The sequence below is a fragment of the Kribbella sp. NPDC104218 genome, from assembly GCF_055584105.1.
This window is the reverse complement of sequence record NZ_JBVJMQ010000001.1, coordinates 2,099,341-2,125,167: the sequence shown is the minus strand read 5'-3', so window position 1 is coordinate 2,125,167 and position 25,827 is coordinate 2,099,341. Positions and strand designations below refer to the sequence as shown.

Annotated in this window: 22 protein-coding genes; 10 read left to right on the top strand and 12 right to left on the bottom strand. The window is 69.0% G+C overall.

Annotated features, from left to right (window positions below; translation table 11 throughout):
• Positions 1-81 precede the first annotated feature (81 nt).
• Positions 82-978, top strand: a complete 897-nt coding sequence (locus tag ACZ6ZD_RS10190; RefSeq protein ID WP_465670366.1) for a hypothetical protein — start codon at positions 82-84, stop codon at positions 976-978.
• Positions 979-1,013: 35 nt separating this feature from the next.
• The gene (locus ACZ6ZD_RS10185; protein ID WP_171678164.1) at positions 1,014-1,322 is read left to right on the top strand and encodes a hypothetical protein; all 309 of its coding nucleotides are present in this window, start codon (positions 1,014-1,016) and stop codon (positions 1,320-1,322) included.
• A 62-nt stretch (positions 1,323-1,384) separates the two neighbouring features.
• On the opposite strand, the gene cyaB is transcribed toward ACZ6ZD_RS10185, so the two are convergent.
• Positions 1,385-1,957, bottom strand: a complete 573-nt coding sequence (gene cyaB / locus ACZ6ZD_RS10180) for a class IV adenylate cyclase (protein ID WP_465670363.1) — start codon at positions 1,955-1,957, stop codon at positions 1,385-1,387.
• Entirely contained in the window at positions 1,932-3,407 is a 1,476-nt protein-coding gene (locus ACZ6ZD_RS10175) for a class I SAM-dependent methyltransferase (protein WP_465670361.1), read from the bottom strand. The genes cyaB and ACZ6ZD_RS10175 overlap by 26 nt, the downstream gene beginning before the upstream one ends.
• 171 nt (positions 3,408-3,578) lie before the next feature.
• On the opposite strand from ACZ6ZD_RS10175, the gene ACZ6ZD_RS10170 reads away from it, so the two are divergent.
• Complete coding sequence (locus tag ACZ6ZD_RS10170; protein ID WP_465670359.1) at positions 3,579-5,081, top strand: peptide deformylase; 1,503 nt, start codon at positions 3,579-3,581, stop codon at positions 5,079-5,081.
• Positions 5,082-5,311: 230 nt separating this feature from the next.
• Here the strand turns inward: ACZ6ZD_RS10170 and ACZ6ZD_RS10165 are convergent, their stop codons facing one another.
• From ACZ6ZD_RS10165 to ACZ6ZD_RS10155, 3 genes are read right to left on the bottom strand one after another with little or no spacing between them, the layout of a single operon-like run.
• Positions 5,312-9,811 (bottom strand): FtsK/SpoIIIE domain-containing protein, encoded by a 4,500-nt coding sequence (locus ACZ6ZD_RS10165; protein ID WP_465670357.1) that lies wholly within the window; start codon positions 9,809-9,811, stop codon positions 5,312-5,314.
• Positions 9,802-10,857 carry a hypothetical protein gene (locus tag ACZ6ZD_RS10160; RefSeq protein ID WP_465670355.1) on the bottom strand — a complete coding sequence of 352 codons (1,056 nt, stop codon included), beginning with the start codon at positions 10,855-10,857 and terminating at the stop codon, positions 9,802-9,804. The genes ACZ6ZD_RS10165 and ACZ6ZD_RS10160 overlap by 10 nt, the downstream gene beginning before the upstream one ends.
• The gene (locus ACZ6ZD_RS10155) at positions 10,854-11,321 is read right to left on the bottom strand and encodes a sigma-70 family RNA polymerase sigma factor (RefSeq protein WP_465672658.1); all 468 of its coding nucleotides are present in this window, start codon (positions 11,319-11,321) and stop codon (positions 10,854-10,856) included. The genes ACZ6ZD_RS10160 and ACZ6ZD_RS10155 overlap by 4 nt, the downstream gene beginning before the upstream one ends.
• A gap of 460 nt (positions 11,322-11,781) precedes the next feature.
• Between ACZ6ZD_RS10155 and ACZ6ZD_RS10150 the strand changes: the two genes are divergently transcribed.
• Positions 11,782-12,627, top strand: a complete 846-nt coding sequence (locus ACZ6ZD_RS10150) for a ricin-type beta-trefoil lectin domain protein (protein WP_465672656.1) — start codon at positions 11,782-11,784, stop codon at positions 12,625-12,627.
• Positions 12,628-12,634: 7 nt separating this feature from the next.
• Here the strand turns inward: ACZ6ZD_RS10150 and ACZ6ZD_RS10145 are convergent, their stop codons facing one another.
• On the bottom strand, positions 12,635-13,537 hold the full coding sequence (locus tag ACZ6ZD_RS10145) for a 1,4-dihydroxy-2-naphthoyl-CoA synthase (protein ID WP_465670353.1): 903 nt from the start codon (positions 13,535-13,537) through the stop codon (positions 12,635-12,637).
• Between the two features lie 15 nt (positions 13,538-13,552).
• Positions 13,553-14,533, bottom strand: a complete 981-nt coding sequence (locus ACZ6ZD_RS10140; RefSeq protein ID WP_465670351.1) for a LacI family DNA-binding transcriptional regulator — start codon at positions 14,531-14,533, stop codon at positions 13,553-13,555.
• A gap of 181 nt (positions 14,534-14,714) precedes the next feature.
• Here ACZ6ZD_RS10140 and ACZ6ZD_RS10135 point away from each other — a divergent pair, with 181 nt between their 5' ends.
• From ACZ6ZD_RS10135 to ACZ6ZD_RS10125, 3 genes are all read left to right on the top strand, one after another.
• Positions 14,715-16,652, top strand: a complete 1,938-nt coding sequence (locus ACZ6ZD_RS10135) for a Xaa-Pro dipeptidyl-peptidase (RefSeq protein ID WP_465670349.1) — start codon at positions 14,715-14,717, stop codon at positions 16,650-16,652.
• 160 nt (positions 16,653-16,812) lie between these two features.
• Positions 16,813-17,145: a PadR family transcriptional regulator gene (locus tag ACZ6ZD_RS10130; protein WP_465670346.1), complete on the top strand. Its 333-nt coding sequence runs from the start codon at positions 16,813-16,815 to the stop codon at positions 17,143-17,145.
• A complete protein-coding gene (locus ACZ6ZD_RS10125; RefSeq protein WP_465670344.1) occupies positions 17,142-18,362 on the top strand; it encodes a DUF1700 domain-containing protein in 1,221 nt (406 codons plus the stop codon). Before ACZ6ZD_RS10130 ends, ACZ6ZD_RS10125 begins: the two co-directional genes overlap by 4 nt.
• Positions 18,363-18,409: 47 nt before the next feature.
• Here the strand turns inward: ACZ6ZD_RS10125 and ACZ6ZD_RS10120 are convergent, their stop codons facing one another.
• The 5 genes from ACZ6ZD_RS10120 to ACZ6ZD_RS10100 form a co-directional block, all read right to left on the bottom strand.
• Entirely contained in the window at positions 18,410-19,408 is a 999-nt protein-coding gene (locus ACZ6ZD_RS10120; RefSeq protein WP_465670342.1) for an adenylate/guanylate cyclase domain-containing protein, read from the bottom strand.
• Positions 19,398-19,796 (bottom strand): cyclic nucleotide-binding domain-containing protein, encoded by a 399-nt coding sequence (locus ACZ6ZD_RS10115; RefSeq protein WP_171674591.1) that lies wholly within the window; start codon positions 19,794-19,796, stop codon positions 19,398-19,400. The genes ACZ6ZD_RS10120 and ACZ6ZD_RS10115 overlap by 11 nt, the downstream gene beginning before the upstream one ends.
• Before the next feature lie 246 nt (positions 19,797-20,042).
• Positions 20,043-21,233: a winged helix DNA-binding domain-containing protein gene (locus ACZ6ZD_RS10110; protein ID WP_465670339.1), complete on the bottom strand. Its 1,191-nt coding sequence runs from the start codon at positions 21,231-21,233 to the stop codon at positions 20,043-20,045.
• Positions 21,234-21,245: 12 nt separating this feature from the next.
• The gene (locus ACZ6ZD_RS10105; RefSeq protein WP_465670337.1) at positions 21,246-22,580 is read right to left on the bottom strand and encodes a threonine/serine exporter family protein; all 1,335 of its coding nucleotides are present in this window, start codon (positions 22,578-22,580) and stop codon (positions 21,246-21,248) included.
• An 83-nt stretch (positions 22,581-22,663) separates the two neighbouring features.
• A complete protein-coding gene (locus ACZ6ZD_RS10100; protein ID WP_465670335.1) occupies positions 22,664-23,818 on the bottom strand; it encodes a DUF418 domain-containing protein in 1,155 nt (384 codons plus the stop codon).
• Between the two features lie 79 nt (positions 23,819-23,897).
• Here ACZ6ZD_RS10100 and ACZ6ZD_RS10095 point away from each other — a divergent pair, with 79 nt between their 5' ends.
• The 3 genes from ACZ6ZD_RS10095 to ACZ6ZD_RS10085 all read left to right on the top strand — a co-directional run bounded on the left by ACZ6ZD_RS10095 (position 23,898) and on the right by ACZ6ZD_RS10085 (position 25,725).
• Positions 23,898-24,491, top strand: coding sequence for a TetR/AcrR family transcriptional regulator (locus ACZ6ZD_RS10095; RefSeq protein WP_465670333.1), 594 nt, complete (start codon positions 23,898-23,900; stop codon positions 24,489-24,491).
• A 37-nt stretch (positions 24,492-24,528) separates the two neighbouring features.
• Positions 24,529-25,422, top strand: coding sequence for a neutral zinc metallopeptidase (locus tag ACZ6ZD_RS10090; RefSeq protein WP_465670331.1), 894 nt, complete (start codon positions 24,529-24,531; stop codon positions 25,420-25,422).
• A gap of 63 nt (positions 25,423-25,485) precedes the next feature.
• Positions 25,486-25,725, top strand: a complete 240-nt coding sequence (locus tag ACZ6ZD_RS10085) for a hypothetical protein (RefSeq protein WP_465670329.1) — start codon at positions 25,486-25,488, stop codon at positions 25,723-25,725.
• The last annotated feature ends 102 nt before the right edge of the window (positions 25,726-25,827 follow it).

Below are 25,827 nucleotides of genomic sequence, written 5' to 3'. Positions count from 1 at the left end.
AATCGGAGTGAACCCGGGAGGCGGTTCCGGCGTGGTCAGTACGTAGGCCAGGCCGAGCCAGCGTGTCAGGGAGGGGTTTGGGTGCCCGACAAACTCAAGATGAACTACAACCTGCTCAACGACGCCAAGAAGGACCTCGAGGACCTCGCGGGGAACATCAAGCCGACGCTGAACGACAGCCTGTTCAGCACGCTGGCGAACTCCGACAGCTCCGACGTCCTCGGCAGCAGCTCGATCTACTACGCCATCTCGTCGCTGCACACCAACGCCCAGGGCACGATGACCAAGGCCGAGGACGGGCTGAAGAAGCTCGCCGGCTCGTTCGGGTCGGTCGGTGAGGCGTTCCTGCAGTTCGACGCCGAGATCGCCCAGGGCATGAACGTCACCAACAGCAACCTGGCCCTGTCGAACTGGCAGCGCGACAAGTCGCAGTGGGACTACTACCAGGCCCACAAGGGCGAGTGCGAGAACCTGCCGGCCGGTACCGAGGCCCCGGACTTCTGCAGCGCCACCGACCCCGGCGCCGCCCCGCTGGACCAGACCATCACCACCGACCGCGGCAACATCCAGACGCATCTGACCCTGGACGACCAGGGCAATGTGATCAAGGAAGAGACCACGGTCACCTACGACGGCAAGACCTACCACTCGGTGACGACGTACAGCGACGACAAGCACACGATGATCACCGACAGCACCTACCCCGACGGCAGCACGGTCCACGACGAGACCAAGCTGAACGGCGACGGCAGCAGCACCTCGACCGCCACCAGCACCGACTCCGAAGGCAAGAAGGACGTCACGGTGACCAACCTGAGCGGCGACGGCAGCGGCACCAAGACCACCACGGACTCCGACGGCGAGGTCACCGAGTACACCCGGGGCCCCGACAACGAGGACGGCACCGCCGCCGACTGGGTCGAGAAGCCGAAACCCGAGGACGACTACGACTACTACCCCTACCCGATCGGCGTCTAGACCGAGCGGAACGCCCACCGAAAGGAACACCCGCAATGGCGTACGACGGCATCAACCTCGACTACGGCAAGATCGTCGATGTCACCAACGTGATGAAGAACGCCCACGACCAGATCGTCCCCCTGGTCGAGAACCTCCGCACCCGGGTCAACACCCTGGTCGAGGACGGCCTCGTCTTCAAACAGTCCTCCGAGGTCATCCGCAACACCTACAACAACTTCGACACCAGCCTCAAGGCCGCCGTCAAGGGCATCGAAGACTTCCGCGAGATGTTCAACTCCATCAAGAAGAACGCCGAAGACTTCGACCAGGGCATCAGCAACAGCCTCAACCAGGCCAAGTAACCCCACCCCCCGAAGGGGCTCCAGGCACCCGCCCCAGCCTGGAGCCCCTTCCGCCTGAAGAACTACCCGACCGCCCCCTGCCGGAGCACGAGGTCGCGATAGGGCAGGCTCACCACAGGAAGCCCGCTCAACCCGAGCCGCTCCTCGAGCCCGTCGAGCAACGACGCCGCCGCCCGCGGCTCCTCGGCCATGACTTCGGTCTCGACAAACGCTCCGACCCCGGCGATGTGATCGATGACCACCGTGACCCCGTCCAAGCCGTGAGCCCGATAGCTCGTGCGGGTCTTCTCGACTCGACACAGCTCGACCATGCCCAACGCGTCCAACAGCGCCCCGGCCGCCACGGCCTGCTCAGGCCCGGCCAGGATCACATTGGTTTCGGGCTTGGCAATCACACCATCCGAACCGTGCGTGGTTGCATCGGACGCCGGTTTGTACGTGACCTCGGCGAACTCATCGCGACGCCGGATTCGCAGACACTCAACGGTGACAAGGAAGTCCACATCGGGCCGGCTGTAGTAGGTGTCGACTTCGGTGCTGGTACCCACCTCGTCGTACCCGGCGTCGGACAGCTGACCGCGAAGCGCGTCAGCATCATCCAACTGCCGTTTACGTTCGACTTCTATCAGTGCCATCGTGTTTGTAGTCTCCCTGGTTGATCGCTGCGTAAATGCAGGCCAACGCTGTCTTTCCGCAGTGGTCGGACAAAGCGTCGAATGCCTGCCGTAAGGTGCCAGTGTCGCTGCGCGGGATGTTCTGGAACAGTACGAGCTGTTTGGCGTCGCGCAATGGGTTCGGCAGCTGTTTGGTCAGGAACCGGTTGTAGTAGTGCCGTTCCACGCGGCTGATGTCATCAGCCCGGACCGGCATCAACACTGTATCGGTACCGGCCTCGGCCGAGTGAACCGCGAAAGCGGCGAGCAACTGATCGAGGGTCAGATAGGCGTAGGTCTCTCGTCCCTCTCGCAGCAGCCACGATTCCCAGACCTGACGACAGTCCGGATCATTTGACTCGGCAGCGTTCAGGAATGCCAGCAGCGCGACGTCGGTGACGGTGTCGAAAATATCGCTGTCGATCGTACGGTGACCCGCATAGGGCTCACTCAGGGCCGCCATCATCAATCGCTGGCCGGCCGAGACCCACGGCACCTCGTTGCCGACCCGGTAGTGGACTCTCTTGTGGCCGCCCCGAAAGTCGATCCAGTCTGCCGCGAGTTCGTCGTCCAGCTCCGGGGTGAACCCAAGAGCACCGGATCGCCAGACATGGTCGCGGAAGGTGAGGTAGTGGCGCTGGATCTCGCGCAACAGCCCGGCCGGCGCCGTCAGGACCGCACAGGTCGCCGCGTCGAGCTCAGCAGGCGGCACGATCCGGGAGTTCTGGCGAGCCACCAACTCGTCCCCATCGCGGTGATAGGGGTGGATTCCGTGGGCAAGGTACTGCGGCGTGAAGAGTCGCAGGAACGTCAGCCACGCCGGCGAGTTATAGGACTGGACGATCCGCTCGTGCAAGGACGGACCGTCGACTGCGTAGACGTCGCGGTAGGCGAAGTATCCGCCGGGATTCAGCACCGTCGGCAACGTGCGCATCATGGCGTGCAAGCCCGCGTAGCCGCCGCCGTACGAGTAGACCTCATGCAGCAGCGCCGATGCACTGATGACGTCGACCGGCTCCGCCAGCAGCGTCCCGATGTCCTGCGCGAACCCGTGCCGCAGCTGGCATCGTCCGATCTGGCCGAACTCAGCCGCGGCAGCTGAGAGCGAGTGCGAGGTGACTCCCGGCGCCTCGATCAGCGAAAGGTGCACATCACGATCAAGGCCGGCGCGCCGTTCGGCGGCGAGTTGTGCGGCGAGGAAAGACACCGCGGCTCCGCCACCTGGCCCGATCTCGACGATCCTGGGCTCGGGGCCGGCGACTCGACCGAGGGCGCGATACATCAACGCGCCTTTCTCCGCGCCGTGCGTATTGGCGGCCAGATCCAGATAAGCGGCGTCCGATTTGTACTCGTGCGCAAAATTCCGTAACTCGGACGCGCCCCCGCTGGCAGGCAGACCAGTCGCCGGGCCATCGAGTCGTGACACATTCATGGGCTCACCTCGGTCGTGGGCAATCGCACCGGACCCGCGCTTCATGACAGCAGCGGCGGCACGCTGGACGACTCAAGGACAGCCCTGCGAGGGGTTGGGCAACTAGGCTGAGTCAGGACTCACGGTGCGCTCACGCACACTCACGGTCCCGAACCTGTGGGAGGACGAGCGATGACCACCGGCGCGATCGAGACGGCGGGGACCGACATGAACGTTTTCGCAGCCGAGCTCAAGCGATGGCGCGATGTCCGCGGCCATTCCCGCGCCACCTTGGCCAAAGCGATGGGATACGACCGCTCGTACGTGTCGAAGGTCGAGTCAGGTGCGGAACGGCCGTCGGAGGCCTTCGCCGCGCAGGCCGAGGCTGTCCTGCGCGCCGGGGGCGCCCTACGTGCCGCGTTCCGCGACTACGAGTCCACCCGTCCAGCCCGAGTTCGTCCGCAGGTCCCCTCCGAAGCTGCGGAGCCGACCGGCTCCGGGATTCTGGTCGTTGACCACGACGACGCGACACTGCGTTACGCCGACGGCACCTACCGACTGACTCAACGCCGGCGATTGGTGAATCAGGGCAGCGAACCGATCAGTCGCTATCTGATCCGGATCTCCGTCGACCGCTACCCCGGCGACCCGGAACGCTCCAACCAGCTCTACAGCGAGAGCCCCCTCACCTGGGAGGAGATCGGACTCAGCGCCTGGCACGGCCGAGAGCGCCGCGACTCGATGAACTGGATTGCGCACCACGATCGCGACGCATTCAAAGAGGTCTGGCTGCTCTTCTCAGGTGACAGCGGCCACTTCCCCCTGTACCCCGGCGAATCGTGCTGGATCGAGTACGAGTACACCGTCAGCGAGGCCCACTGGGGCAACTGGTTCCAGCGTGCTGTCCGGCTGCCGACCCGCACGCTGTCGGTGTGCCTGGATTTCCCCGCCGATCTCGGCGTACAGGTCTGGGGCTTGCACACCTCCATGACCGCCCAGGCCATGCCGTTCGCCACCGCGATCGGCCGCGACGACACCGGCGATCGACACATCTTCTCCTGGTCCTGTGAAGACCCGGCATTGCACGCCCGCTACCGGCTCGAATGGGATTTCCGTGCCAGGGCCACGGCAGGCGACGGGACGCCGCCTCGACCGAGCGAGACCATGTCTGCCCTCGGCATCGTCCAGGACCCCGATCCAGCCCTCCGGCGGATCGCGCGGCCTTTCGACCTGCCGGCCGAGGCTGACGATGCTCGTCGCGTCATCACCGAGCTCAACTCGGCGGCCGAACGTGTGGCTCAGGCTCATACGTTCGGTAAGGGTATGGGTGTCGCTGCGCCACAGATCGGTATCGACCGAGCTGCCGCGATTGTCCGTACCCCCGATGGCGAAGCGATCACTCTGTTCAACCCGAGCATCATCGAAGAGGCCGGGGACGCCGACGAACAGTACGAGGGCTGCCTCTCCTTCTTCGACGTTCGCGGCCAGGTGCCTCGTTCGCACGTGATTCATGTCGAGCACACCACGATCGACGGGAACAAGAAGATCACCGTCTTCGAACGCGCTGTAGCCCGACTTGTCGCACACGAGGTGGACCATCTGCATGGTCATCTCTACATCGACCGCATGCGCGACGGGACACACCCCATCCCGGTTGAGCAGTACCGCGGTACGGGAAAGACCTGGCAGTACTGATCAAGCACTCGATCCGACCGCCGGCGCGGCGGCACACGCGGCGTGGCGGTGCGGGACCGCCGCGGGCGGTAGCGCGCAGTTCCGCGCGGTAGCGCGGGGGTTCGCACGGTAGCGCGGAGCGGTAGGCGCGGGCGGTAGCACGCACCGTGTGGGGGTGGGTGGGAGCGGCGCGAGCGGGGCGACGGAGGAGCCTTGCGTAGGCGGCGCGTGGGGGCTTTCTCCGTCGGTTGCTATTCGGGGCGGAGGATTGTCAGGGGGACCTGGACGGTTAGGGGTTGGGCGGCGGGGCCGGTGGTCCAGGCTCGGCCGAGGCGGGGGGTGGAGCGGAGGACGGAGGGGCCGAGGCGGACGCCGATGAGTTCGCCGTCGGACATGGAGCGGGCTTCGAGGAGGAGGCCGCGGCGGGCGCGGCGGGCGGCGGAGGCCCAGCCGGAGAGGCCGGACTGGAAGCCGTCGGTGGTGGCGGCGAAGATGAGGGCGAGGCCCTGGTCGCGGCCGGAGACGACGATGTCCTTGAGGATCTTGTCGGCGGCGGCGGTCATCAGCAGGTCGGCGTCGTCAATGACGATGACCTTGGGGCCGGTGAGGGTGTCGAGGGCGGCGCGGAGGACGTCCTCGGGTGGGTCGGCCTGGCTCATCAGGGCGACCTGGGGGTGGCGTTGGAGCATCCGCAGCGGCGACTCGCGCGGGGTGATGACGACCAGCGACGAGCCGGCCGCGAGCAGGGAGACGGCCAGGCAGGAGAGGGCGTTGCTGCGGCCCGAGCCGGGTGATCCGAGGACGGCGTACGACGAGCCGACGCCGGCCAGGTCGACGCCGATCGCGCCGCCTTCGTCACCGCCGAGGCCGACCAGGCCCCAGAGCGGACGCCGTTCCGCGGCCGCGACCTTCTCGTACGCCTCGGCGAACTCGACGGACGTCGGCAGCTCCGCGATCGTGAACGGACGCCGGGCCGGCGCGACCTTGAAGTCGCGTTTCGCGGCCTCCGCGGCGATCGCGCGGATCGCCTCGACCTGGGCCGAACCGCCGCCCTCGGCGAGGACGGCGACCTGCGTCTCGGTCGCGGTCAGCACGTGCCAGCCGCGGCCCGGTGCGACCATCGCCGGCACCTTCGCCAGCCGCAGTCCCGCGGCCTGGTAGTCGGTCCGATCCGCCTGCCGGAGCAGCAGTTTGTGGTCGTTGTGCGACGAGAGCCGCCCGCCGAGCAGTGAGCGCTCGGACGTCGCGATCAGGTGGATCCCCAGACCGCCGCCCTCGCGCAGCAAGCGCAGTACCTCGCTGAACAGGTTCCCGCTGTCGTGGTCGTCGAGCATCGTCGACAAGGCGTCCCAGCCGTCGATCAGCACGAGGATGTGCGCCGGCCGCTTCGCCTTCGGGAGCGCCTTGCGCAGCTCGGTGAGACCGGTCGCGTTGTGCTGCCCGGCCAGCTCCTGCCGCTCGGTCAGCTCCTGGTTGAGCCGCCGCAGCAGTCGCGTCATCCGCTCCATGTCATGCCGGGAGACGACGGCACCGCAGTGCGGCAGCGACTCCAGCGGCGCCAGCGCGCCACCGGCCGCGTCGATCCCGTAGACGTGCACGTCGGCCACGCTCAAGTACTTCGCCGCCGACGCGGCCATCGTCCGCAACGTCTGCGTCCGCCCCGACCGCGGCGCACCGATCACGTACAGATGCCCGAAGGTGTCGAAGTCGATCCCCGCGACCCGCTGCTGCTGCAGCGCCGGAATGTCCTCCAGCGCGTACGGCGCGAACATCTCCCGCTCACTCGTGTCCGGCAGATCCGTCAGCAGAATCTGCACACCGAGCGCAGGCTGCCAAGGCTTCGGCTGGACGGCGAAGTCCGGCAACTCGGTCGACGCCTCCCGCAGCGCCTCGACCAGCACCTGCAGGTCGGTCACCGGAACGGTCGCGGCAGCCTCCTCGACCTCTTCCTCCGCCTCCCGCTCGATCGGCCGCCCCAACGACTCCCACGGCAGCTCAGTGACTTGGACGCCGGCCGGGTCGACCGGCCCGCTCGGCTCCGCCTCGTCCTTGCGCTCGGCGCCGACCCACGCCGTCTGGAACAGATCCGCCAGCCGCGGACCCCGCCGGATCAACGCCCGCCCCGGGATCCCGGTGCTGATGGACGCCGCCTCGTTCACATCGACGACGTCCTGGCTCTCGGACTGGTCGGTCACCCGCAACGCGATCCGCAGGTTGGTATTGGCCCGGATGTCACCGGTCACCACGCCAGCCGGCCGCTGCGTGGCGAGAATCAGGTGGATCCCCAGCGACCGCCCCCGCTGCGCAAGGCTGATCAGCCCCGGCACGAAGTCCGGAATCTCGGCCACCATCGCCGCGAACTCGTCGATCACCAGCAACAACCGCGGCAGCCGCGCGATCGACGGGTCGGCCGCCCGCTTGATCTGGTAGTCGACCAGGTCCTTCGCGTCCGCCGCGGCCAGGATCCGCTCCCGCCGCCGCAGCTCGGCGTCCAGCGAGATCAGCACCCGCTCGACCAGGTGCGAGTCCAGGTCGGTGACCATCCCGAGCGTGTGCGGCAGACCCGCACACTCCTTGAACGCGCTACCGCCCTTGTAGTCGACCAGCACGAACGTCAGCTCGTCCGGCCGGTTCGCCACCGCGAGCGACGCGACCATGGTCTGCAACAGCTCCGACTTCCCCGAGCCCGTCGTCCCGGCGATCAGGCCGTGCGGCCCGTCCGCGACCAGGTCGACGACGAACCGGCCGTCGAAGTCCGTCCCGAGGACGAACGACGTACTGGCCGGACGCCGACGCCACCGCTCCAGAATCGTCGTCGGCGCGGGCGGTTCGAGATCGAGCTCGTCGAGCAGCTTGACCTGCTTCGGCAGACCCGCGTCGTGGTCGGGGCTGATGTCGCGCACCGGCGCGAGCGCCCGCGCGATCTGCTCACACCACTGCGGCGTGACCAGGTCGGCCCGCACGTCCTCCTGATCGGGAATCCCCGGACGCCGCACGGTCAGCGTCTCGGCCTCGGCCGCGATCACCGCGCCGCACTCCTCCGGCAGCAGCCGCTCGTCCCGGTCCAGACACACGGAGTACACGCCAACAGCCGGCCCGTCGGTCAGCACCTGAATGAAGCCCGGGACGTCGCGCAGCCGCCGCGACCCATCCGCGATGACGACGATCTCGGTCTCCGGCAGCTGCTTCTGCGCCGACTGTCCCTCCGCCGCGATCCGCCGATGCCGCCCCTGGACCTGCGCGATCAGCTCACTGATCCGGGCGTACGTCGTCGTCTCGTCGTTCGCGATCAGAACCGCGGCACCGCCCTTGTCTGGCTGCATCTGCGGCAGCCAACGCACCCAGTCCCACTCGTCGACGGTGTCCTCATCGGCCAGCACGACAATCCGCAACGCCTGCGGCGAGTGCAGTACGGCGGCCTGGATCGCCAGCCACCGCGAGACCCCGCGGATCGTCGCCGCCGGCCCCGCGATCCCGACCACACCGTGCTGCCGTAGCGGCACCGCGATCGGCGCGTCCGGGATCGTCCAGCGAATCGTCCGGTGGTTCTCCTCGCGGCCCTGGTCGTCGAGCTCCTTGAGCGACGACTGATCCGCCGTCCCGAGCCGAAGCAGCAGGTAGTCCGGGTCGGTACGCCGACGCTCCCACAGCCGGCTGCCCGGACGCGTCGCCAGCTGGGCGATCCGAACCGGGTCGGGCGCAGTCACGTTCCGGATCAGCCGCTCGCGGCCGACCGCCGCCTCGATCTCCTCCTCGAGCGCCGCCATCCGGGCGAAGTACCGCTTCCGGGCCTCGATGTGGTCAGCACGACCGGTCTTCCGGGCGCTGAAGTAGTTCATCCCCATCATCATCGGGCTGAGCATCGTGAAGACGAGGAAGTAGTACGAGTTGAACAACCCGACCATCACCAGACCGAGCACCACGGGCGCCATCACGACCGGCCAGGGGAACGGCCGCTTCTGCGGCGGCGCCGGCGGGTTCGGCAGCCGGACTTTCTCGTCGTCCAAGTGCGGCGCGAGCCGCGGCGGCCGGTTGTAGTCCAGCGTGTAGCCGTCGTCGGCGACGCGGACGGCGGCCTGCGGCTCGAGCGCGCCGCTGCAGCGCAGCAACACCGTTCCGATCGCCAGATCCTCGTCGGCCGGCCACTCACGCACCTCGCCGACCGCGGCGTGCCCCGGGTTGATCACCCGCTGCGGCTTCTCTGGATTGCCCACGGTCTCGTCATCGTGCACCCGGATCGCGGTCGTCGCGGCGTCGTCCTCAGGCGGCCCGATCTGCCGGCTCGCGACGTCCCCGGTCAGGTCGTCGGTGCGGTGCCAGAACGCCTCACCCGCCGGCCCGACGGTCACCCACAGGCCGCCCTCCGGCACCTCGGCACCGGTTAGCTGGATCGTGCACAGCGGATCCGACCCGATCTCGTGACTCCCCGGACCGACCCGCCAAACCCGACCGGACTGCGGCCCGGAGACCGCGTGCAACTCGACGACGACGGGCGCAGGCCCAGTCGGACGCCGCTGCAACAGATCCGGTACGTCGATCGGCCCGCCGAGCCCGATCACCCCACCGGTCCGGACGCCGGACCCGGCCAACGGAGCCGTGGGGTCGAGCAGCCGACGGCCGAGGAACAACGGCGTCCCCGGACGACCGAGGCCTTCGGCCAGGCCCGCGACCGACAGGCCGCGCGGGACGCGTACGAGCCGATCGGCACGCTCGCCGGAGCGGGCTTCGACGGTGGTGAGGTTCAGCTCCACGAGGCGGCCTTCCGGGTCGGCTCACCGGCTTCGGCGGCGGACGCCGAGACGCCGATCGGCCCGGCCGGCATCTGCAGGTCGTCCAGGTCGTCGAGCGGCTCGGCCGTGGTGAACGAGGAATCGGTACCGAAGTCGTGCGGCGGCAGACTACGGATCGAGCGCTGGACAGCCCTTGCCAACGGCAACGGATCGATCCGGAGCCACTCGGCCGCGCCGTGCAGCCGCAGGCTCTGGTCCGGTAGCGCTTCGACCAGGCGGCTGCTGCCCCGGGCCGGGCCCAGGCTGAGCAGGCGGCGTCCGGACGGTAGCGGGATGTGCAGCGGTTCGGCGCCGACGATGAACCAGGCGCCGAGCCGGACGACGGCCTGCGCGAGCGGCAGACCGTCGTGATGCGAATGGATGCCCTCGGCAACTTCGATCGCGCCGACCGGCAGCCGGACGTCGAGCTGGGCCGCGATCGCCTGGACGACGGGCCGGGCGATCCGATCGACGCCGTACACCGAGAGGCTGCGCGGACCGGAGAGCAGGTCGATCATTAGCACGGCGGTACCGCCACTGTCGGTGCCGAGGCAGACCAGCAGCGGCGTCTCGGCGCGGCGGGCGGCGGGCTCGGGCAGGCTGTCCCGGTCGATCCACCACAGCCGCGGATCCTGATCGTCGTGCTGCCAGGGCGCCGGGAGCGGCGCGTGCGCCTCCGGACCGGCGACCAGGACGCCGACCCGCTTACGCGTCAGGGCGACGGCGTACGGGGCGAACCCGGGCAGAAGGTTGGCGGCGGCAACAATCACTTGCTCGGCGGCAGCCCAGGCGCCCGGATCGCGTAACACCTGGCCGAGCAGGCGCAGCCGGCGCTTGTACCGCCGGCGGGCCGCGATCGGCTCGACGAAGGCGTTGACCGTACGGCGGGTCTCGCGCTTGATCCAGCGACCGAGTCGCCGCCAGCCGCCGAGACGCCGGACGAGCAGGTTGATCAGGATGATCACCAGCAGCGCCAGGCCGATGTACCCGAGCACCGCCCGGACGCCCCCGCTACCCGAACCCATCATGCAGCTGCTCCGGCCCAATCTCCTCGCGTCAGCTCGGCGCGAATCTGCCGAACGGCGTTGTGGGCCCGTGATTTCACCGTCCCCAGCGGGACGCCGAGCACGGCCGCGACCTCCTCGCCGGCGTGCCCGAGCAGGTGGATCCGGGCCACCACCTCACGATGCGCGGGCGACAACCGGCCCAGCATGTCGACGACCAGACGCCGATCGATCACCTCCTGCGCCGGGTCGGACGCGCGGGCCTGCTCGAAGTCGGCGGCATCCAGACCGACCGGGACGGCGCGCCCCTCGCGGCGGTGCTGGTCGATGACCAGGTTGCGGGCGACGCGGAACAACCACATCCGCACCGGCCGGTCCTGCCACTCGATCCGCTCGGCCAACTGCCAGGCGCGCAGCAGGGTTTCCTGCACGACGTCCTCGACGGCATGGCTGTCGCGGCCCAGGATGCTCGTCACATACCTGCGCAGGCTGTCTCGTTCGGCCAGACAGAGCTCGATGACGATCGTCCGGCGCGCGCACTCGTCGATGATGGATCTCCCTCGTGGGCGACTCGTTGGAGGACCCCCAGATCAGTCGCCAAAGTAAACTGAGAACGCTCTCATGGCAACAACGCACGGTGAACAGTCCGCAACAATGAGGTCTCATACGACGACCGGTCGAATTTGTGCGGTGACCGGTATCACAGACTCGCCATCGTTTGACGCGAACGCATTCTTGGGGTGATCCTGCGGAGTGACGTCGGCCGCAAAACCCTTGCAGGCATGGCGTCGCGCTCATATGAGCACGCTCAAATGAGCGGCAGTCCTCCGCCCCAAAGCTTCAGGAGCTGACGTGAGGTCACCTCGAAACCCCGGGAAGACGGCGAAAACCTCGTCACGCTTCGCGGACACTTTCGCCAAACGCCCCGACGTTCCCCGAGTGACCAGAATGCCGGACCGGCGCGCCTGGTCGGCAACCCTGCTGGTGACCGGTTTCGTGGCCGGGATTGCGTTTACCGTATCGGCTCTGATGCAGCCCAGCGGCGGAAATTCACCTGTATATGCAGCGGATCTGCCAGTCGTTGACCAGCGGACGACGCCGGCCGGGCTGCCCACTCCGGGCAAGTCCATCACCACGGTGCTCAAACCCGGGGTGACCGTAACGTTGCCACCGGCAACTGTCACCGTGCCGGGCAAGAACACCACGATGGTCGTCACCGTCCCGGGGAAGAACCTGACCGCCACCGTCACGCTGCCACCGGCGACCAGGACGGCGACCGCCACCACGACGGCGACGGCGACCACCACCGCCACCGCGACGACCACCACCAAGACGACCACGACGGTGAAGGTCCCGCAGGGCGACAAGACCGGCGAGAGCCGGCCGCCCGCACTGGGTGCGGCGCAGCAGCCGATGAAGCTGATGAGTGACGCGTCGAATCGCTGTATCGACGTCCAGGGCTCCGCCGACGGCGTCGGCCGGGACGGCACTCCGCTCCTGGCCTGGGACTGCACCGGAAACGCCAACCAGAGCTGGATTTTCCAGCCGGACAGCTCGGTCCGCTCGATGGGTCTGTGCATGGACCTGGCGAACGCGCAGAGCGCCGACGGCACCCGGGTTCAGCTCGCCAACTGTAACGGCGGCTGGGCGCAGAAGTTCCAGCTCACCGAGAAGCGTGAGCTGATGAACCCCAACACCCAGAAGTGCGTCACCGCCGACTCGAAATCCAACGGCGCCGCGCTCATCCTCCGCCCCTGCGCCAACGCCGCCGTACAGAAGTGGCACAACCGCTGAGTGCGCGCTAGAACGCGTACGGGTACGGCGACCAGTCGGCGGGGCGCTTCTCGAGGAACGAGTCGCGCCCCTCGGCGGCCTCGTCGGTGCCGTAGGCCAGGCGGGTCGCCTCCCCGGCGAACAGCTGCTGGCCGACCAGGCCGTCGTCGATCAGGTTGAAGGCGTACTTGAGCATTCGCTGAGCAGTCGGCGACTTGGCGCAGATCTTCTTGCCCCACTCGAGTGCGACCGCCTCGAGCTCGGCGTGCGGGACGACCTTGTTCACCATGCCCATCCGGTAGGCGTCCTCGGCGGAGTACTCGTCGCCCAGGAAGAAGATCTCCCGGGCGAACTTCTGCCCGACCTGCCGCGCGAGGTACGCCGAGCCGAAGCCGCCGTCGAACGACGCGACGTCGGCGTCCGTCTGCTTGAACCGCGCATGCTCGGCCGAGGCGAGCGTCAGGTCCGCGACGACATGCAGGCTGTGCCCGCCGCCGGCCGCCCAGCCCGGGACCACGCAGATCACGACCTTGGACATGAACCGGATCAACCGCTGCACCTCGAGGATGTGCAGCCGACCGGCCTTCGCCGGGTCGATGGACTCCGCCGTGGTGCCCTCGGCGTACTTGTAACCGTCCTTGCCGCGGATCCGCTGGTCGCCGCCGGAGCAGAACGCCCAGCCGCCGTCCCGCGGTGAGGGGCCGTTACCGGTCAGGATGACGCAGCCGACGTCACTCGACATCCGCGCGTGGTCGAGTACGCGGTACAACTCGTCGACCGTGTGCGGCCGGAACGCGTTGCGCACCTCGGGCCGGTTGAACGCGATCCGCACGACGCCCGCGTCGACCGCCCGGTGGTAGGTGATGTCGGTCAGCTCGAAGCCGTCGACCTGTTTCCAGGCCGACGGGTCGAAGATCTCGGAAACAGTCACGGGCCTGAGCCTAGATCAGGCGCGGGCGGTGCTCTCGCGCAGGACGACCTCGGCGCGGAAGGTCTCGGTGGTCGCCGGACCGCCGTGGATCGCCAGCTCGAGCGCGCGGCGGCCCATCTGCTCCAGCGGCAGCCGAACGGTCGTCAGACCGGGCCACACGTCCCGCAGGGTGGCGATGTCGTCGAACCCGGCGACCCCCAACTGCCCCGGGACGTCGATGCCGCGCTGCCGCAGCGCCGACATCGCACCGACCGCCATCACGTCGTTCACCGCGAAGACGCAGTCCGCCTCGATACCGCGGTCCAGCAGCCGCTCAACGGCGGCGTGTCCGCCGTCGCGCGTGAAGTCACCGGCCTCGATCGCCACCGGCTCGTGACCGGAATCGGCCAGCCCGGCCAGGAACCCGTCCCGCCGGTCGCGCGCGGTCGCGAGGGTGTCCGGCCCGCCGAGGACGGCGAACCGCCGCCAGCCGAGGCCGACCAGCTCCCGGGCGAGCGCGGCCGCGCCGGCCCGGTTGTCGGGCTCGATCGTGTGCGCCGGCATCCCGGACTGGCTGACCAGCGCGAGCCCGGCGCCGGAGTTCAGGAACGAGGTGACCTCGGACGCCGTCCGGGCCAGGCTCTCGGCGTCCGTCCGGCGGGAGCCGATCATCACCGCGGCGCGGGCGCGCTGGGCGCGCAGCGAGGCCAGGTAAGCAATCTCACGCTCGGCGTCGCGGAACGTGCTGGCCAGCATCACCAGCAGGTTGCGCTCGTCGGCCGCACGCATGACGCCGTTCGCGATCGCGGCGAAGTACGGGTCCTCGATGTCGTGGACGAGGATGCCGACCACGTTGGTGGACGACTTGGCCAGGGCCTGGGCCTGGGCGTTCGGCGTGTAGCCGAGCTCCTCGGCAGCCGCTTTCACCCGCTCCTGCAACTCGGGCCGCGGGACGCGATCGCCGCCGTTCAGCACGCGGGAAGCGGTCGCGACCGACACACCCGCACGCTGTGCCACATCCAGTAATGTCACCGGTGCTCGCAGATTCACTGGCCTACCCTTTCGTACCTCTTCCCCCCGGGGCGGTGGCGGTCACCTTATCGGAATACCTTTGCCGTCACGCTGTGTGCCAGGCAAGTCGCGGTCAATCTCGCCAGAACCTGGCTTTGCCACCCCTGAGTGGCTAGCCTTCCCATCCATGACGACCGTCCGCGCCAGGGTGACGATCCTGGTCTCGTCCACCGCGCTCTGTTTCGGCGCCGCCGTGAGTACGGCTACGGCCGCGCCGATGCCGGACGGCCCGCTCAGCGGTCCGACCGCGGCGCCCGCCGCCGCCGTCCCGGCGAATGTCGACGCCCGCACCCAGAGCACGAAACCCGTCTACGACTACGCGAACGCGATCCGCGAGTCGGTGTACGTCGACACCACGATGGACACCGACTCCGACGGCGAGGGCGACGTGATCGCCGTCGACATCGTGCGGCCGAGCGAGACCGCGCTGGCCGGTCGCCGGATCCCCGTCATCATGGACGCCTCGCCGTACTTCTCCTGCTGCGGCCGCGGGAACGAGAGCGAGAAGAAGACCTACGACGAGGACGGCGTCATCAAGAAGATGCCGCTGTACTACGACAACTACTTCGTCCCGCGCGGGTACGCCGTGGTCGGCGTCGACATCGTCGGCACCGGGCGTTCCACCGGCTGCGGCGACGTCGGCGGTAAGGACGAGATCGACTCGGTCGTCGCGGTGATCGACTGGCTGAACGGCCGCAACACCGCGCACACCGCGGACGGCTTGCCCGTCTCGGCGTCCTGGACGAACGGCGCCGTCGGCATGATCGGCAAGTCGTACGACGGCACGCTGGCCAACGGCGTGGCCGCGACCGGCGTCAAGGGCCTGAAGACGATCGTGCCGATCTCGGCGATTTCCTCGTGGTACGACTACACCCGCTCCGGCGGCGTCCCGTACAGCGCGGACTACATGCCCTGGCTCGGCAGCTATGTCGGCCACGACACCCCCGCCTGCGACGCCGTCCGCGCGAAGCTTGGCGACAACGACGACGACGAGACCGGCGACTACACGAAGTTCTGGGCCGAGCGCGACTACGTCAAGGACGTGCGCAAGGTGAAGGCGTCGGTCTTCGTGGCGCACGGCCTGGCCGACTACAACGTGCAGACCAACCACTTCTCCCAGTGGTGGGACGCGCTCGGGAAGCGCGGCGTCCCGCGGAAGATCTGGCTCGGTCTCGAGGACCACGTCGACCCGTTCGAGTTCCGCCGGGACAAGTGGGTCGACGAGCTGCACAAGTGGTTCGACTACTGGCTGCAGGACCTGAAGAACAACGTGATGAAGGAGCCGATGGCGACGGTCGAGACCGCGCCGGACGTCTGGCAGAACTACCGGACCTGGCCCGCTGCCAGGACCGGGCTGCCGATCCCGCTGGCAGCCGGCAAACTCGGTGCCGTGGGCAAGGGAACGGTCACCGTCACCGACGACCCCGAGCTCACCGAGGACGACATCGTCGCCGACCCGACGACCGAGATCGCCGGCCGGCAGATGTTCCTGTCCGCGCCGCTCCCGGCCGCCATCCGGGTCAGCGGCACCCCGACCGTGACGCTGCGGGTCAAGGCCGACTCGGCCACGACGCCGATCACCGCCCGCCTCGTCGAGTACGGCGACGCCCAGCGCTTCTCCGGCGTGAAGACCACCAAGGACTTCGACTGCAAGGGCGCCCAGACCGACTACGACGACGCCTGCTACTTCAAGATCCAGAAGCTCACCACCCGCTCCGACCACGGCGTCGTCAGCCGCGGCTGGATCGACGCCGCGCACAGCAACTCGCTGAGCAAGCCGAAACCCCTCACCCCCGGCCGCTGGACGAACGTCACCGTCCCCCTCCGCGCCCAGGACCAGATCATCCCCAAGGGCCGCATCCTCGGCCTCGCCGTCACCCTCTCCGACGTCGAGTGGACCAGCCCCAACGACACCGGCGCCTCGATCGACATCGACCTCGCCGCCAGTCGCCTCAATCTCCCCCTCACCACCGGCAAACTCACCGCCCCCACCAAACAGACCCCCATCGACGTGGACATCACCACCCCCACGCGACGCCCCGACCTCCACGACCCCAAGAACTGATCAGCAGCTCGGCGGGCGCCTCACCTGGTGAGGCGCCCGTTCTTTTGCCGGTCGTGTTGCCATTGCGGAGTACTCCGCAGTGTGTAGTAGTGTGGGCGGCAGAGCACCGGGAGGGCGGTCTGAGGGGCCCGTCCTCCCGGTGCAGTCGAGGAGGAACAGGATGGATACGAGCCAGCTGCTCAAAGGAGTGCTGGACCTGGCGGTGCTCGCGGTGTTGCGGGATGCCGACGGATATGGGTACGACGTGCTGCGGCGGCTGCGGGCCGCTGGGCTCGAGGATGTGGCAGATGCCTCGGTGTACGGGACGCTGCGGCGGCTGTTCGCGGCCGGCGCGCTGACGTCGTACGTGCAGCCGAGTGAGGAGGGGCCGCACCGCAAGTACTACGGACTCAACAAGACCGGGCATGACCTACTGGCGCAGTCCACCCGGACCTGGACCAACTTCGCCGACACCATGTCGGTTCTGCTGCTGACCAAGGAGGAGGCCGCGTGAACAGCACACTGACCGGAGCGGTCGCGACGTACCTGGCTCAGGTGCGCGCCGAGCTGAGCGATCTTCCGCCCGGCGAGCTGGCCGACGTCCTGGACGACGTCACCGGTCACCTGACCGAGGTCGCGGCCGAGTTCGACGGTGAGCCGACCGGCGCGGCCCTGCAGGAGCGACTGGGCACCCCGCGGCAGTACGCCGACGAGCTGCGGAACGCGGCCGGCTACCCGCCGCGCTCCACGCCGACCGGGAAGGTCAAGCAGCCGGGTAAGGCCGCGCTGCGCTGGGGGCTGATCGCCGCCACCGTGGGTCCGTTCTTCGTCGCGATCGCGATCTTCGCCGGCGCCGAGGAGGTCGGCGCGTTCTTCGCGTTCATCGGCTTCGCGGTCCTGTTCGGCGCCGCCTGGCTCGGCGTCCGGGCGCTCCGTGGCCAGGACCCGGCCGTCGTCCTCGACACCCCGCGCGGCGCGCAGGGCGCGGCCCTGATCCGGGACATGATCGACCAGATCCCGCCGAAGCTCCGTCAGGAGCTGGTCACGATCGGCCAGCCGGTGTGGTGGGTGCTGCGCGGCGCGGTCGGCGCCGGCGGGTTCTTCCTGCTGTTCGGGGCCGGCGCGGTCGCCGCCGTCGCCGCGATCGTCGGCGCGATCGTGTCGGTCTGGATCGCCCGTCGCGCGCAGCAGGACAAGCGCTGGCTCTGGTACGTCGTCCCGCTCAACGTGGTCGCCGCGGTCGCCGTCCCGGCCGTCCTGTCGGCTGCCTACCTGGGCGCGTCGTTCGGTGTCTTCGGCAACGATTACCCGTCCTCGTCGTCGAGCTACGCGGCGACCGACGGCCTGCGGTTGAACGGTACGCCGATCACGAACATCTACCCGTTCGATGCGCAGGGCAAGCAAACGTCGGTGCTGCTGTACGACCAGAACGGCGATCCGATCAGGATCGACTCCCGGGAGAACTGCGACTGGATCAACGGCACCACGACCCGCGTCGAGAACCAGTTCCCGTACGGCGTCATCCCGCCGGACGCGATGGTCGATTCCGCGGACAACTGCCGGGAGACCACCGTCGCGCCGTTCACCCCGCCGCCCGTCGTCTTCCAGACGCCGACGCCTGGGGTGACCCCGCCGCCTGCGTCGACGACGCCGACGCCGAGTGCGAAGGTGACGCCGCCGCCGGCGTCCGGTAAGCCGAGCGCGACGCTGACGATTCAGCCGACCCGGTAGACCCTGGTGGTCGGGCGCGACGACGGTCGCGCTCGGCCATCAGTTTTTTAGTCGGCGCGCTGCAGGGCGTACGGGACGAGGTGGCGGTACCCGCGGACGGAGACCCGGCGTAGCCGGTGCAGGTGGTACGCCTCGTGGCCGTCGAGGGCGGCGGCGACCTCACGGTCGGCCAGGACGCGGCCCGGTTTGCACTCGGAGGTGAGGCGGGCGGCGATGTTGACCACCTCGCCGTACACATCACCGAGGCGGATCAGGATGCTGCCGTAGGCGAGGCCGATCCGTAGCTCGGGCAGATCACCGGCTGTGCGGACGGCGTCCTGGAGCGCGAGCGCGACGGCGGCGCCCTGGGCCGCGGTGTCGGTGACGAACAGGACCTCGTCGCCGATCGACTTGATCACCCGGCCGCCGTTCAGCGCGACGACGTCCGCGGCCATCCCTTCGAAGCGCTCGATCAGCTGGCCGAGCTCGGTCTCGGTCAGGCGGCGGGTCAGCCGGGTGTAGCTGACGATGTCCGCGAAGCCGACCGCCCGGATGCCGCGGGCCAGCTCGTCCGAGCCGGCCACCGCGCGTCCGGCCGCGGCGGCCAGATGCCGGCGCCAGACATAGTTCTGCAGGCGCTCCATCGCCGGGAGCAGCAGCCCGGCCACCTCGATCGCCTCGTCGGCCGACAGCTTCGACGAGCCGGCCAGGAACTCCAGGAACATCGCGGACTGCCAGGACGCCAACCGCGACTGGGTCTGACCCAGCTTGCGCGCCAGCGACGACTCCATCGCCGGATCGATGAAGTCGTCGTCCTCCAGAGCCGCTACCAGCCGCAGCGCCTCGACGTCCCCATCGGTGAACGCGATCTCGTCGTCCGGCACGGTCGCGAAGCCCAGCGCGTGCCACATCCGTTCGGCGCGGGCGCTGGAGATGCCGGCGCGCTCGGAGACCTGGATCCGGGTGAACTTCCGCTCGCCGCCGAGGAGCGTGCGCTCGAACTCCGCCTGCAGGGCGGCCAGATCCGGCGCCGGGGCCGGCTTGTCGTCGCCGGCGTTACTTGGCACCGCGGCGCTCGGCGATGGTGGCGTCGATGGCGTCGCGGAACGCGGGCAGGCGGTTCGTCAGATCGGCGAACTTCTCGCGGGTGAAGTGCAGCAGCTGCAGCCGCGACTTCGCGGTGACGGTTGCCGTGCGCAACGTGTTCTTCCGGACGCCGACCTCGCCGGCGATATCACCCGGGCCGAGTTCGGCGATCTCCTCGCCCTTGACCCGGACCGCCGCCGTCCCGCTCAGGATCAGGTACGCCGCGTCGGGCGGGGTCTGCTCGAGGATCAGCGACCACCCGGCCGGCACCGAGACCTCCTCGCCGGCCTTGAAGATGTCCCGGATATCGCGTCCGGACAGATCCGCGAACAGCGGCAGGTCCCGTGGAGAAGTCCTACCCAGTGCCACGTCGATCCTCCGAGCCCGCCGGGCCACCCCGGCGATCAGCCGATGTTTCCAGTCAGTAACTCTAACGGCTCCACCCCACGCCGGTCACCAGCATCCCCCAAGTCCCCCGCACCGCGGCCCGGCCACGCCGCTTGGCGTCGGTAGCGACATGACGTAGTCGTGTACGTACCCGCCGCCGCCCGCCTGGCCCCGGACGGGAGCGGGCCGATTCGGCCACTACCTCCTGTCGTTACCGACGGTATCGGCTCAGGGCAGGCGCAGGCCGCGCATCTGCGGCGAGGCGTAGACGTTGCCGATGCGGACGCCGTCGAGCCATTCGGTCAGGCGATCCGCTTCGGCGTCCAGGAGTTTGCGGGCGGGTGTGTCGACGTCCGCGTGGATGACGAGGCGGACGGGGGCGGCCGGGTCGTCGGCGTCCTGGACCCAGCAGCCGACGATGCGACCGTTCAGCCAGGCCGTCGTCCCGCCGTTGCCGTTGGTGTCGAAGAGGAACGGCTTGTCGGCGGGGTCGAGGTAGAAGTCGCGTTCCTTCCAGCCCATCACCGTCGGGTCGAGGGCCGGGAGGAGGGCCACCCAGGGCTCGACCTCGGGCGTTTCGGCATCGTCGCCGGGGAGGACCCAGCCGGTGCCGTGGTCGAGGGCGACCTCGACGGCGTCCAGGGCGGCGAGCGCCCGGCGGACGGCGGTCTTCGTCGAACCGAGCCACCAGACGATATCCGCCTCGGTGCCCGGGCCGAACGTGGCGAGCCAGCGGCGGATCAGCTCGGTGTAGCCGGTGGTTTCGTCGAGCGGCTCGACATCCGGTAGCCAGTGTTCGGTCGTGGTCCAGGCGGGTTTGTTGAGGCGCCAGTGGCCGGCGTTGGCCGCGCGCATCAGCCTGCCCTCCGCGCCGAGCAGCGTCAGGACGACCGGGCCGACTGGGGTCGCGCCGCTCCACTTCGTCCCCTGGCCGCCGTAGCTGACCTTGCCGTCGAGCGCCGGGATGTGATCGCGAATCTCGCGCGCCGTCCGGGCGACGCCGTCCGAGAGCAGCTCGGTCACCTGCTCGGTCGCGGTGTCGAGCCAGGTCTGGATGGCGGCGCCGTCGGCGATCCCGGCGTCCGTCAGCATCTTGGTCAGCTGCGTGCGGGTCTGTACCGCGACCCGCCGCGAGGCGCTCCCCCACGCGGCCGGCATGAGGTCGCGCGGGAAAACGAAGAGCGTGCGACGCATGGCCATCTGCTTGATCAGCGTGCGATCGGCGTACATGGCCTGGTCGACGTCGTCGACGCTCACCTCGGCGACGCGCGCCCACAGCGAGAGGTGCACGGACGCCGCCTCGGTCGCATGCAGCACGGTCATCGCGCGGGTCGCGTCCTCGACGTTCTCGAACGGCTGGGCGAGCCCGTGTCGGAGCGCGAGTCGGCGGCGGCGTTCGGCATCGGTGAGGTGCGGCACGCCGCCATCCTGTCAGGAACGGCGGCTCCGGCGGGAGGTCCCGCTCCGGCGCCGGACCGGACGACGGGGGCCGACCAGCCGCGGCCCGGCCAACCGGTCCTCGAGTTTGCGGGCCTCGCGGCGGATCGGCTGCGCGACGTACTCGCCGAGGATGACGCCGGACGCGATGGCGATCGAGATCGCGACCGCCGTGGCCAGGCTGACGATCCCGATCAGGTTCCCGAGGCCGGCGAACTCGTACAGGCCCTTGTAGATGGTCAGGCCCGGCAGCAACGGCACCGTCCCGGACACGACCACCACCAACGGCGGTACGCCGAAGCGCCGTCCGAGCGAGTAGCTGCCGAAGCCGATCGTGAACGCCGCCGCCGCGGTCGACCAGGCCGGCCCGAACTCGGCCCGCGTCATCAACGTGAACACCAGCGACCCGGCGCCGCCGATCACCGCCACCGGGATCAGCGACCGCAGCGGCGCGTACGACGCGTACGCGAACGCGACCGCCATCAACGCACCGGCCCCGGTCATGATCGGCAGATTCGCCGTCTGGATCGTCTGCGCCTCGATGCCGACGTGCAACCCGAGCTTGATGCCGATCGCGAGGCCGAGGCTGACGCCGGCGATGATCCCGCCGGTCAGCAGCATCGCCTCCAGACTCCGGGCGGCCGCGGTCACGTAGTAGCCGGTGATCGCGTCCTGCACCGCACCGGTCAACGCGATCCCGGCCAGCAACATAATGATGCCTGCGGCAACTACCAGTGAAGGTTTCACCGGCGCGTGGACGGCGTACAGCACCAAGGCCACCGCCGTCGCGACGAACGCGCCCGCCACCTGCTGATAGAACGCCGGCAACCGCTGCCGGTTGAACCACCGGTTGCTCAGCTCGATCACCACCGCGGTCACCACCGCCACCAACGTGATCAGCCACCCGCCGCCGAGCAACAATGTCGCCCCGCCGGCCATCACGCCCCACGCCAACACCGCCGTCCACCGCGGATAAGGCGGCCCCGCCGACGTCAACCGAGCCAACTCCCGGCTCGCCTCGTCCCGCGTCACCTCGCCCCGCGCGAACCGCCGTACCAGCCGATCCACCTCACTCAACCGGCTGAAGTCCTGCGACCGGTACCGCACCACCCGCATATGCGTCTCCGGCGCCGTATCCGGCGAAGCCTGATAAGAGATCGCAATCGACGTAAAGGTGATGTCCACCTCACACCCCCGCAGCCCTCCGGCCGCGGTCACTCCCAAGATCGTCGCCGTCGCATCCGCCGTCCCGGCCCCACTCGAAAGCAACACCTCCCCCACCCGCAACGCCAGATCCAACGTCCGATAAACCTCCCGCTGCTCACTCAACTGATCCACCCCACCAGCACACCACACCCACCCCCGCCGCCAACGCATGCCTCCAGTCGCGGCGGGAGTTGGGTTCGTCGAGGTCAAGCCCGCCGATAGATGAGCCGGCGGAGGAGGGACTCGGCGGGGCCGCGGCGTCCGGCACGTTCGAGGAGGACGGCGACGACAACCGTGGCGAGCCAGGAGGCGATTCCGAGCAGCGCGACTGTCGCCACTCCGACGCGTTCGCCGAGCCCGAGCGCGTACGGCGCCAGCAGGACGACCAGGAAGACGGACTGGAGTAGGTAGCTGGTCAATGAGCGGCGGCCGCAGGCTCGCAGTGCGGTGACCAGCCAGCCCTGCTTGCCGACGACGAGCAAAGTGATCAGGGCGGCGTAGCCCACGCCGCCGTAGCCGGTCACGGCGTGCAGCGCGCCGGCTGCCGCGATCTGGCCCTCCGACAGGTTCGTCCAGTAGCCGGCCACGGCCGCTGCCCACGGGAGTCCGCCGAGGACTGCGACCGGCAAGCCGACGACCGCGATCCGGCGCAGGGTTTGCAACTGCCGCTCGGGCTCGTCGAGGAGGCGGCGCCGGGCGGCCCAGGCACCGGCGAGGACGGCGGCGAGCATGCCGAGCGGCTGGAGGATGAGGCTCGGCGTCCACTCCGCCAGCCGGAGTCCAACCGCGGCGAGGACGTCGGACTCACCTGTCGACGGCAGCGGGCTGGTACCACCGGCGGTGGCCGCCAGGGCCATCGCGGCGCCCCCGGATGCGACGATCAGGACGGAGGCGATCGCGAGGAGCCGGGTCCACTTGGCCCGAGCGGTGATCAGTCCGGCGCCGAGCAGCAAGGCCAGTACGCCGTACGCGCCGAGGATGTCGCCACCCCAGAGCAGGGCCGCATGGACGAGCCCGAAAACGATCAGCCACAGCCCGCGACGCCGGATCAGCCGACGCGTCTCACCGGGGGAATGGCCGGCCTCCGTCCGGCGACTCCACAGTTGGACCAGCCCGTACCCCATCAGCGCCGCGAACATCGGGTATCCGCGACCCACGACCGTTGCCGTCTCGGCGAAGACGACTGCCTGGTCGGCGCCAGACCCATCGGCCGGATAGCCGCCGACCGCCAGCGGCCGACCGCTCAGGTACGCCGGCGCGTGTGCCAATGCGATCAGCGCCAGCACGGCCCCACGAGCGACGTCCGGTCCCGCCGCGCGCTCCGTCAACCGCACCGGCCCACTCAGCTGCTTCGTGCTCATCACCCCTCCTAAGTAAATCTGACTTATACAAGATAGGGTGTATATCAGCTCATGGCCGAACCGGCGACAATGGGGTGCTATGACCGGCAGAACGGCGACTCGGCGGATGCCGCGCGAACAGCGGCGCGAGCAACTGGTGGACGCCGCGACCGCGGCCTTCGCCCGCACCGGCGGCTACGCGCGCACCAGCCTGGAAGAGATCGCCACCGAAGCCGGCGTCACGGCCGCGATCATCTACCGGCACTTCGCATCCAAGGCCGAGCTCTACCAGGCCGCGATCGACCGCGCCTGCGAGCGCCTCTTCCAATCCGCCACCGACGCCGAAGGCGAGCTGACCGAATTCAGCCTGGCCCAAATGCTGACCTGGGCCAGCGCCGAACCCGCCGCCTTCCGCCTCCTCTTCCGCTACGCCCGCCTAGAACCCGACTTCAGCCACGACATCAACCAACTCTGGTCCGCCATGGTCACCGCCGCCCGCCCCCACGTAGCCACCCTCGCCTCCAGCCCCGCCTGGGCCGACTGGGGCGCCCATCTCAACACCACAGTCGTCATCGAGTCCATCCTCGCCTGGCTCGACAACGGCAGCCCCGACCCCACCGAAGCCCCCACCCGCCTGGCCCAAACAGTCACCGGCATAGAACAAGCCGTCCAAAACCCCGGCACTGGCCAGTGAGATCCGCACGGACTAGGTTCTGCGAGTGAATCCTCGGATGGCAAGGTCGGTGTCCGTCGGGGGCGTCCTGCTGCTGACGGCGAGTTGCGGGCTGATCGGCGGCTCCGACAAGGGTGGCGGGACATTGGAGGCGACGCCGACGCCCTCTGTGACGACCAGCTCCGAGACTCCGCCCCCCTCTCCGACACCAACCGGCACGACACCAACGGAGTCGCCGCTGGTGGTCGCCAATCGGACGGTGGCGCAGAACCGGCTCTACCGGGTCGGCGCGCTACCCGCTTCGCGGTGCAAGGAGCCCACGGAACGGGCCACCTCAGTAGCGCAGGTGCGGGCCTACTACACCAAGTTCGTGCGCTGCCTGGACCGCGCCTGGGCGCCGGTGGTCCGCAAAGCCGGGTACACATTCCAGGCCCCGAAAGTCGAGATCCTCGTCGGCAACCAGCCACGCTCACAATGCAGCATCACCGACTCGGCCGCGTACTGCGGTGGCGTGATCTCACTCAAAGCCAACTTCGACCTCACCAACCAGCGCCGTTCCGACAAGCTCTGGACCCGGACGACGATGGCCTACCTGGTCGCCCACGAATACGGCCATCACATCCAACAGCTGACCGGAATCACGGACGCCTCCCAGACCCGGACCACCCACACCACCGGCACGGCCGCCCAGCTACAAGAAAACCGGCGCCTAGAGCTACAGGCCTCCTGCTTCAGCGGCGTCTACCTGGGCGCCAACCGCAAGTACTTCCCAGCCAACGGCGCCTGGCTGAACAAATGGAACTGGACAGTCGCCCACCGCGGCGACGAGTGGAACCCAACCCGCTCCCACGGCAACAAGTCCAACCACAACCACTGGTCCCGCAAAGGCTTCACCACCGCCACCCCAGCCGCCTGCAACACCTTCACCGCCCCCACCCCCACCATCGCCTGACAGAAGGGCGTGCACTGGACAGCTGGAGCCGGAGTTGACCCGCGCTCAAGCTATAAACCGGGGATGCGCAAGTATCGCAAGTATCTGGAGGAGAAAGCTCCCTGGTGGCTTCTCGTACTGATCAACGGCGTCCCGTTCGGGATCACCGCCTCGATCATCAGAACACTGGCCCCCTCATGGTGGCCACTCGGCTACGTTGGAGCCGGCCTCGCCGGCGCTCTCTTCGGCCTCGCCATGGCCACCCTGATCGTCAAGTCGCGCAACCCTGCGCCGCCGAACACCCAACCACACAACAAAGATTGAGCCGATCGCGCCGCTGGCGACCAAATCACTGTGGTAATCTCGAAATCGCAGGCGCGGGTTCAATCCCGGTCGTAGGGCGCAACGGCAGTCGCCGAAAGGGCA

Excerpts from the sequence above, each read along its gene's own strand:
- ACZ6ZD_RS10185 (WP_171678164.1), top strand. The coding sequence starts at position 1,014 with ATGGCGTACGACGGCATCAACCTCGACTACGGCAAGATCGTCGATGTC.
- cyaB (WP_465670363.1), bottom strand. The coding sequence starts at position 1,957 with ATGGCACTGATAGAAGTCGAACGTAAACGGCAGTTGGATGATGCTGAC.
- ACZ6ZD_RS10175 (WP_465670361.1), bottom strand. The coding sequence starts at position 3,407 with ATGAATGTGTCACGACTCGATGGCCCGGCGACTGGTCTGCCTGCCAGC.
- ACZ6ZD_RS10170 (WP_465670359.1), top strand. The coding sequence starts at position 3,579 with ATGACCACCGGCGCGATCGAGACGGCGGGGACCGACATGAACGTTTTC.
- ACZ6ZD_RS10160 (WP_465670355.1), bottom strand. The coding sequence starts at position 10,857 with ATGATGGGTTCGGGTAGCGGGGGCGTCCGGGCGGTGCTCGGGTACATC.
- ACZ6ZD_RS10150 (WP_465672656.1), top strand. The coding sequence starts at position 11,782 with ATGCCGGACCGGCGCGCCTGGTCGGCAACCCTGCTGGTGACCGGTTTC.
- ACZ6ZD_RS10135 (WP_465670349.1), top strand. The coding sequence starts at position 14,715 with ATGACGACCGTCCGCGCCAGGGTGACGATCCTGGTCTCGTCCACCGCG.
- ACZ6ZD_RS10130 (WP_465670346.1), top strand. The coding sequence starts at position 16,813 with ATGGATACGAGCCAGCTGCTCAAAGGAGTGCTGGACCTGGCGGTGCTC.
- ACZ6ZD_RS10100 (WP_465670335.1), bottom strand. The coding sequence starts at position 23,818 with ATGAGCACGAAGCAGCTGAGTGGGCCGGTGCGGTTGACGGAGCGCGCG.
- ACZ6ZD_RS10095 (WP_465670333.1), top strand. The coding sequence starts at position 23,898 with ATGACCGGCAGAACGGCGACTCGGCGGATGCCGCGCGAACAGCGGCGC.
- ACZ6ZD_RS10090 (WP_465670331.1), top strand. The coding sequence starts at position 24,529 with ATGGCAAGGTCGGTGTCCGTCGGGGGCGTCCTGCTGCTGACGGCGAGT.
- ACZ6ZD_RS10085 (WP_465670329.1), top strand. The coding sequence starts at position 25,486 with ATGCGCAAGTATCGCAAGTATCTGGAGGAGAAAGCTCCCTGGTGGCTT.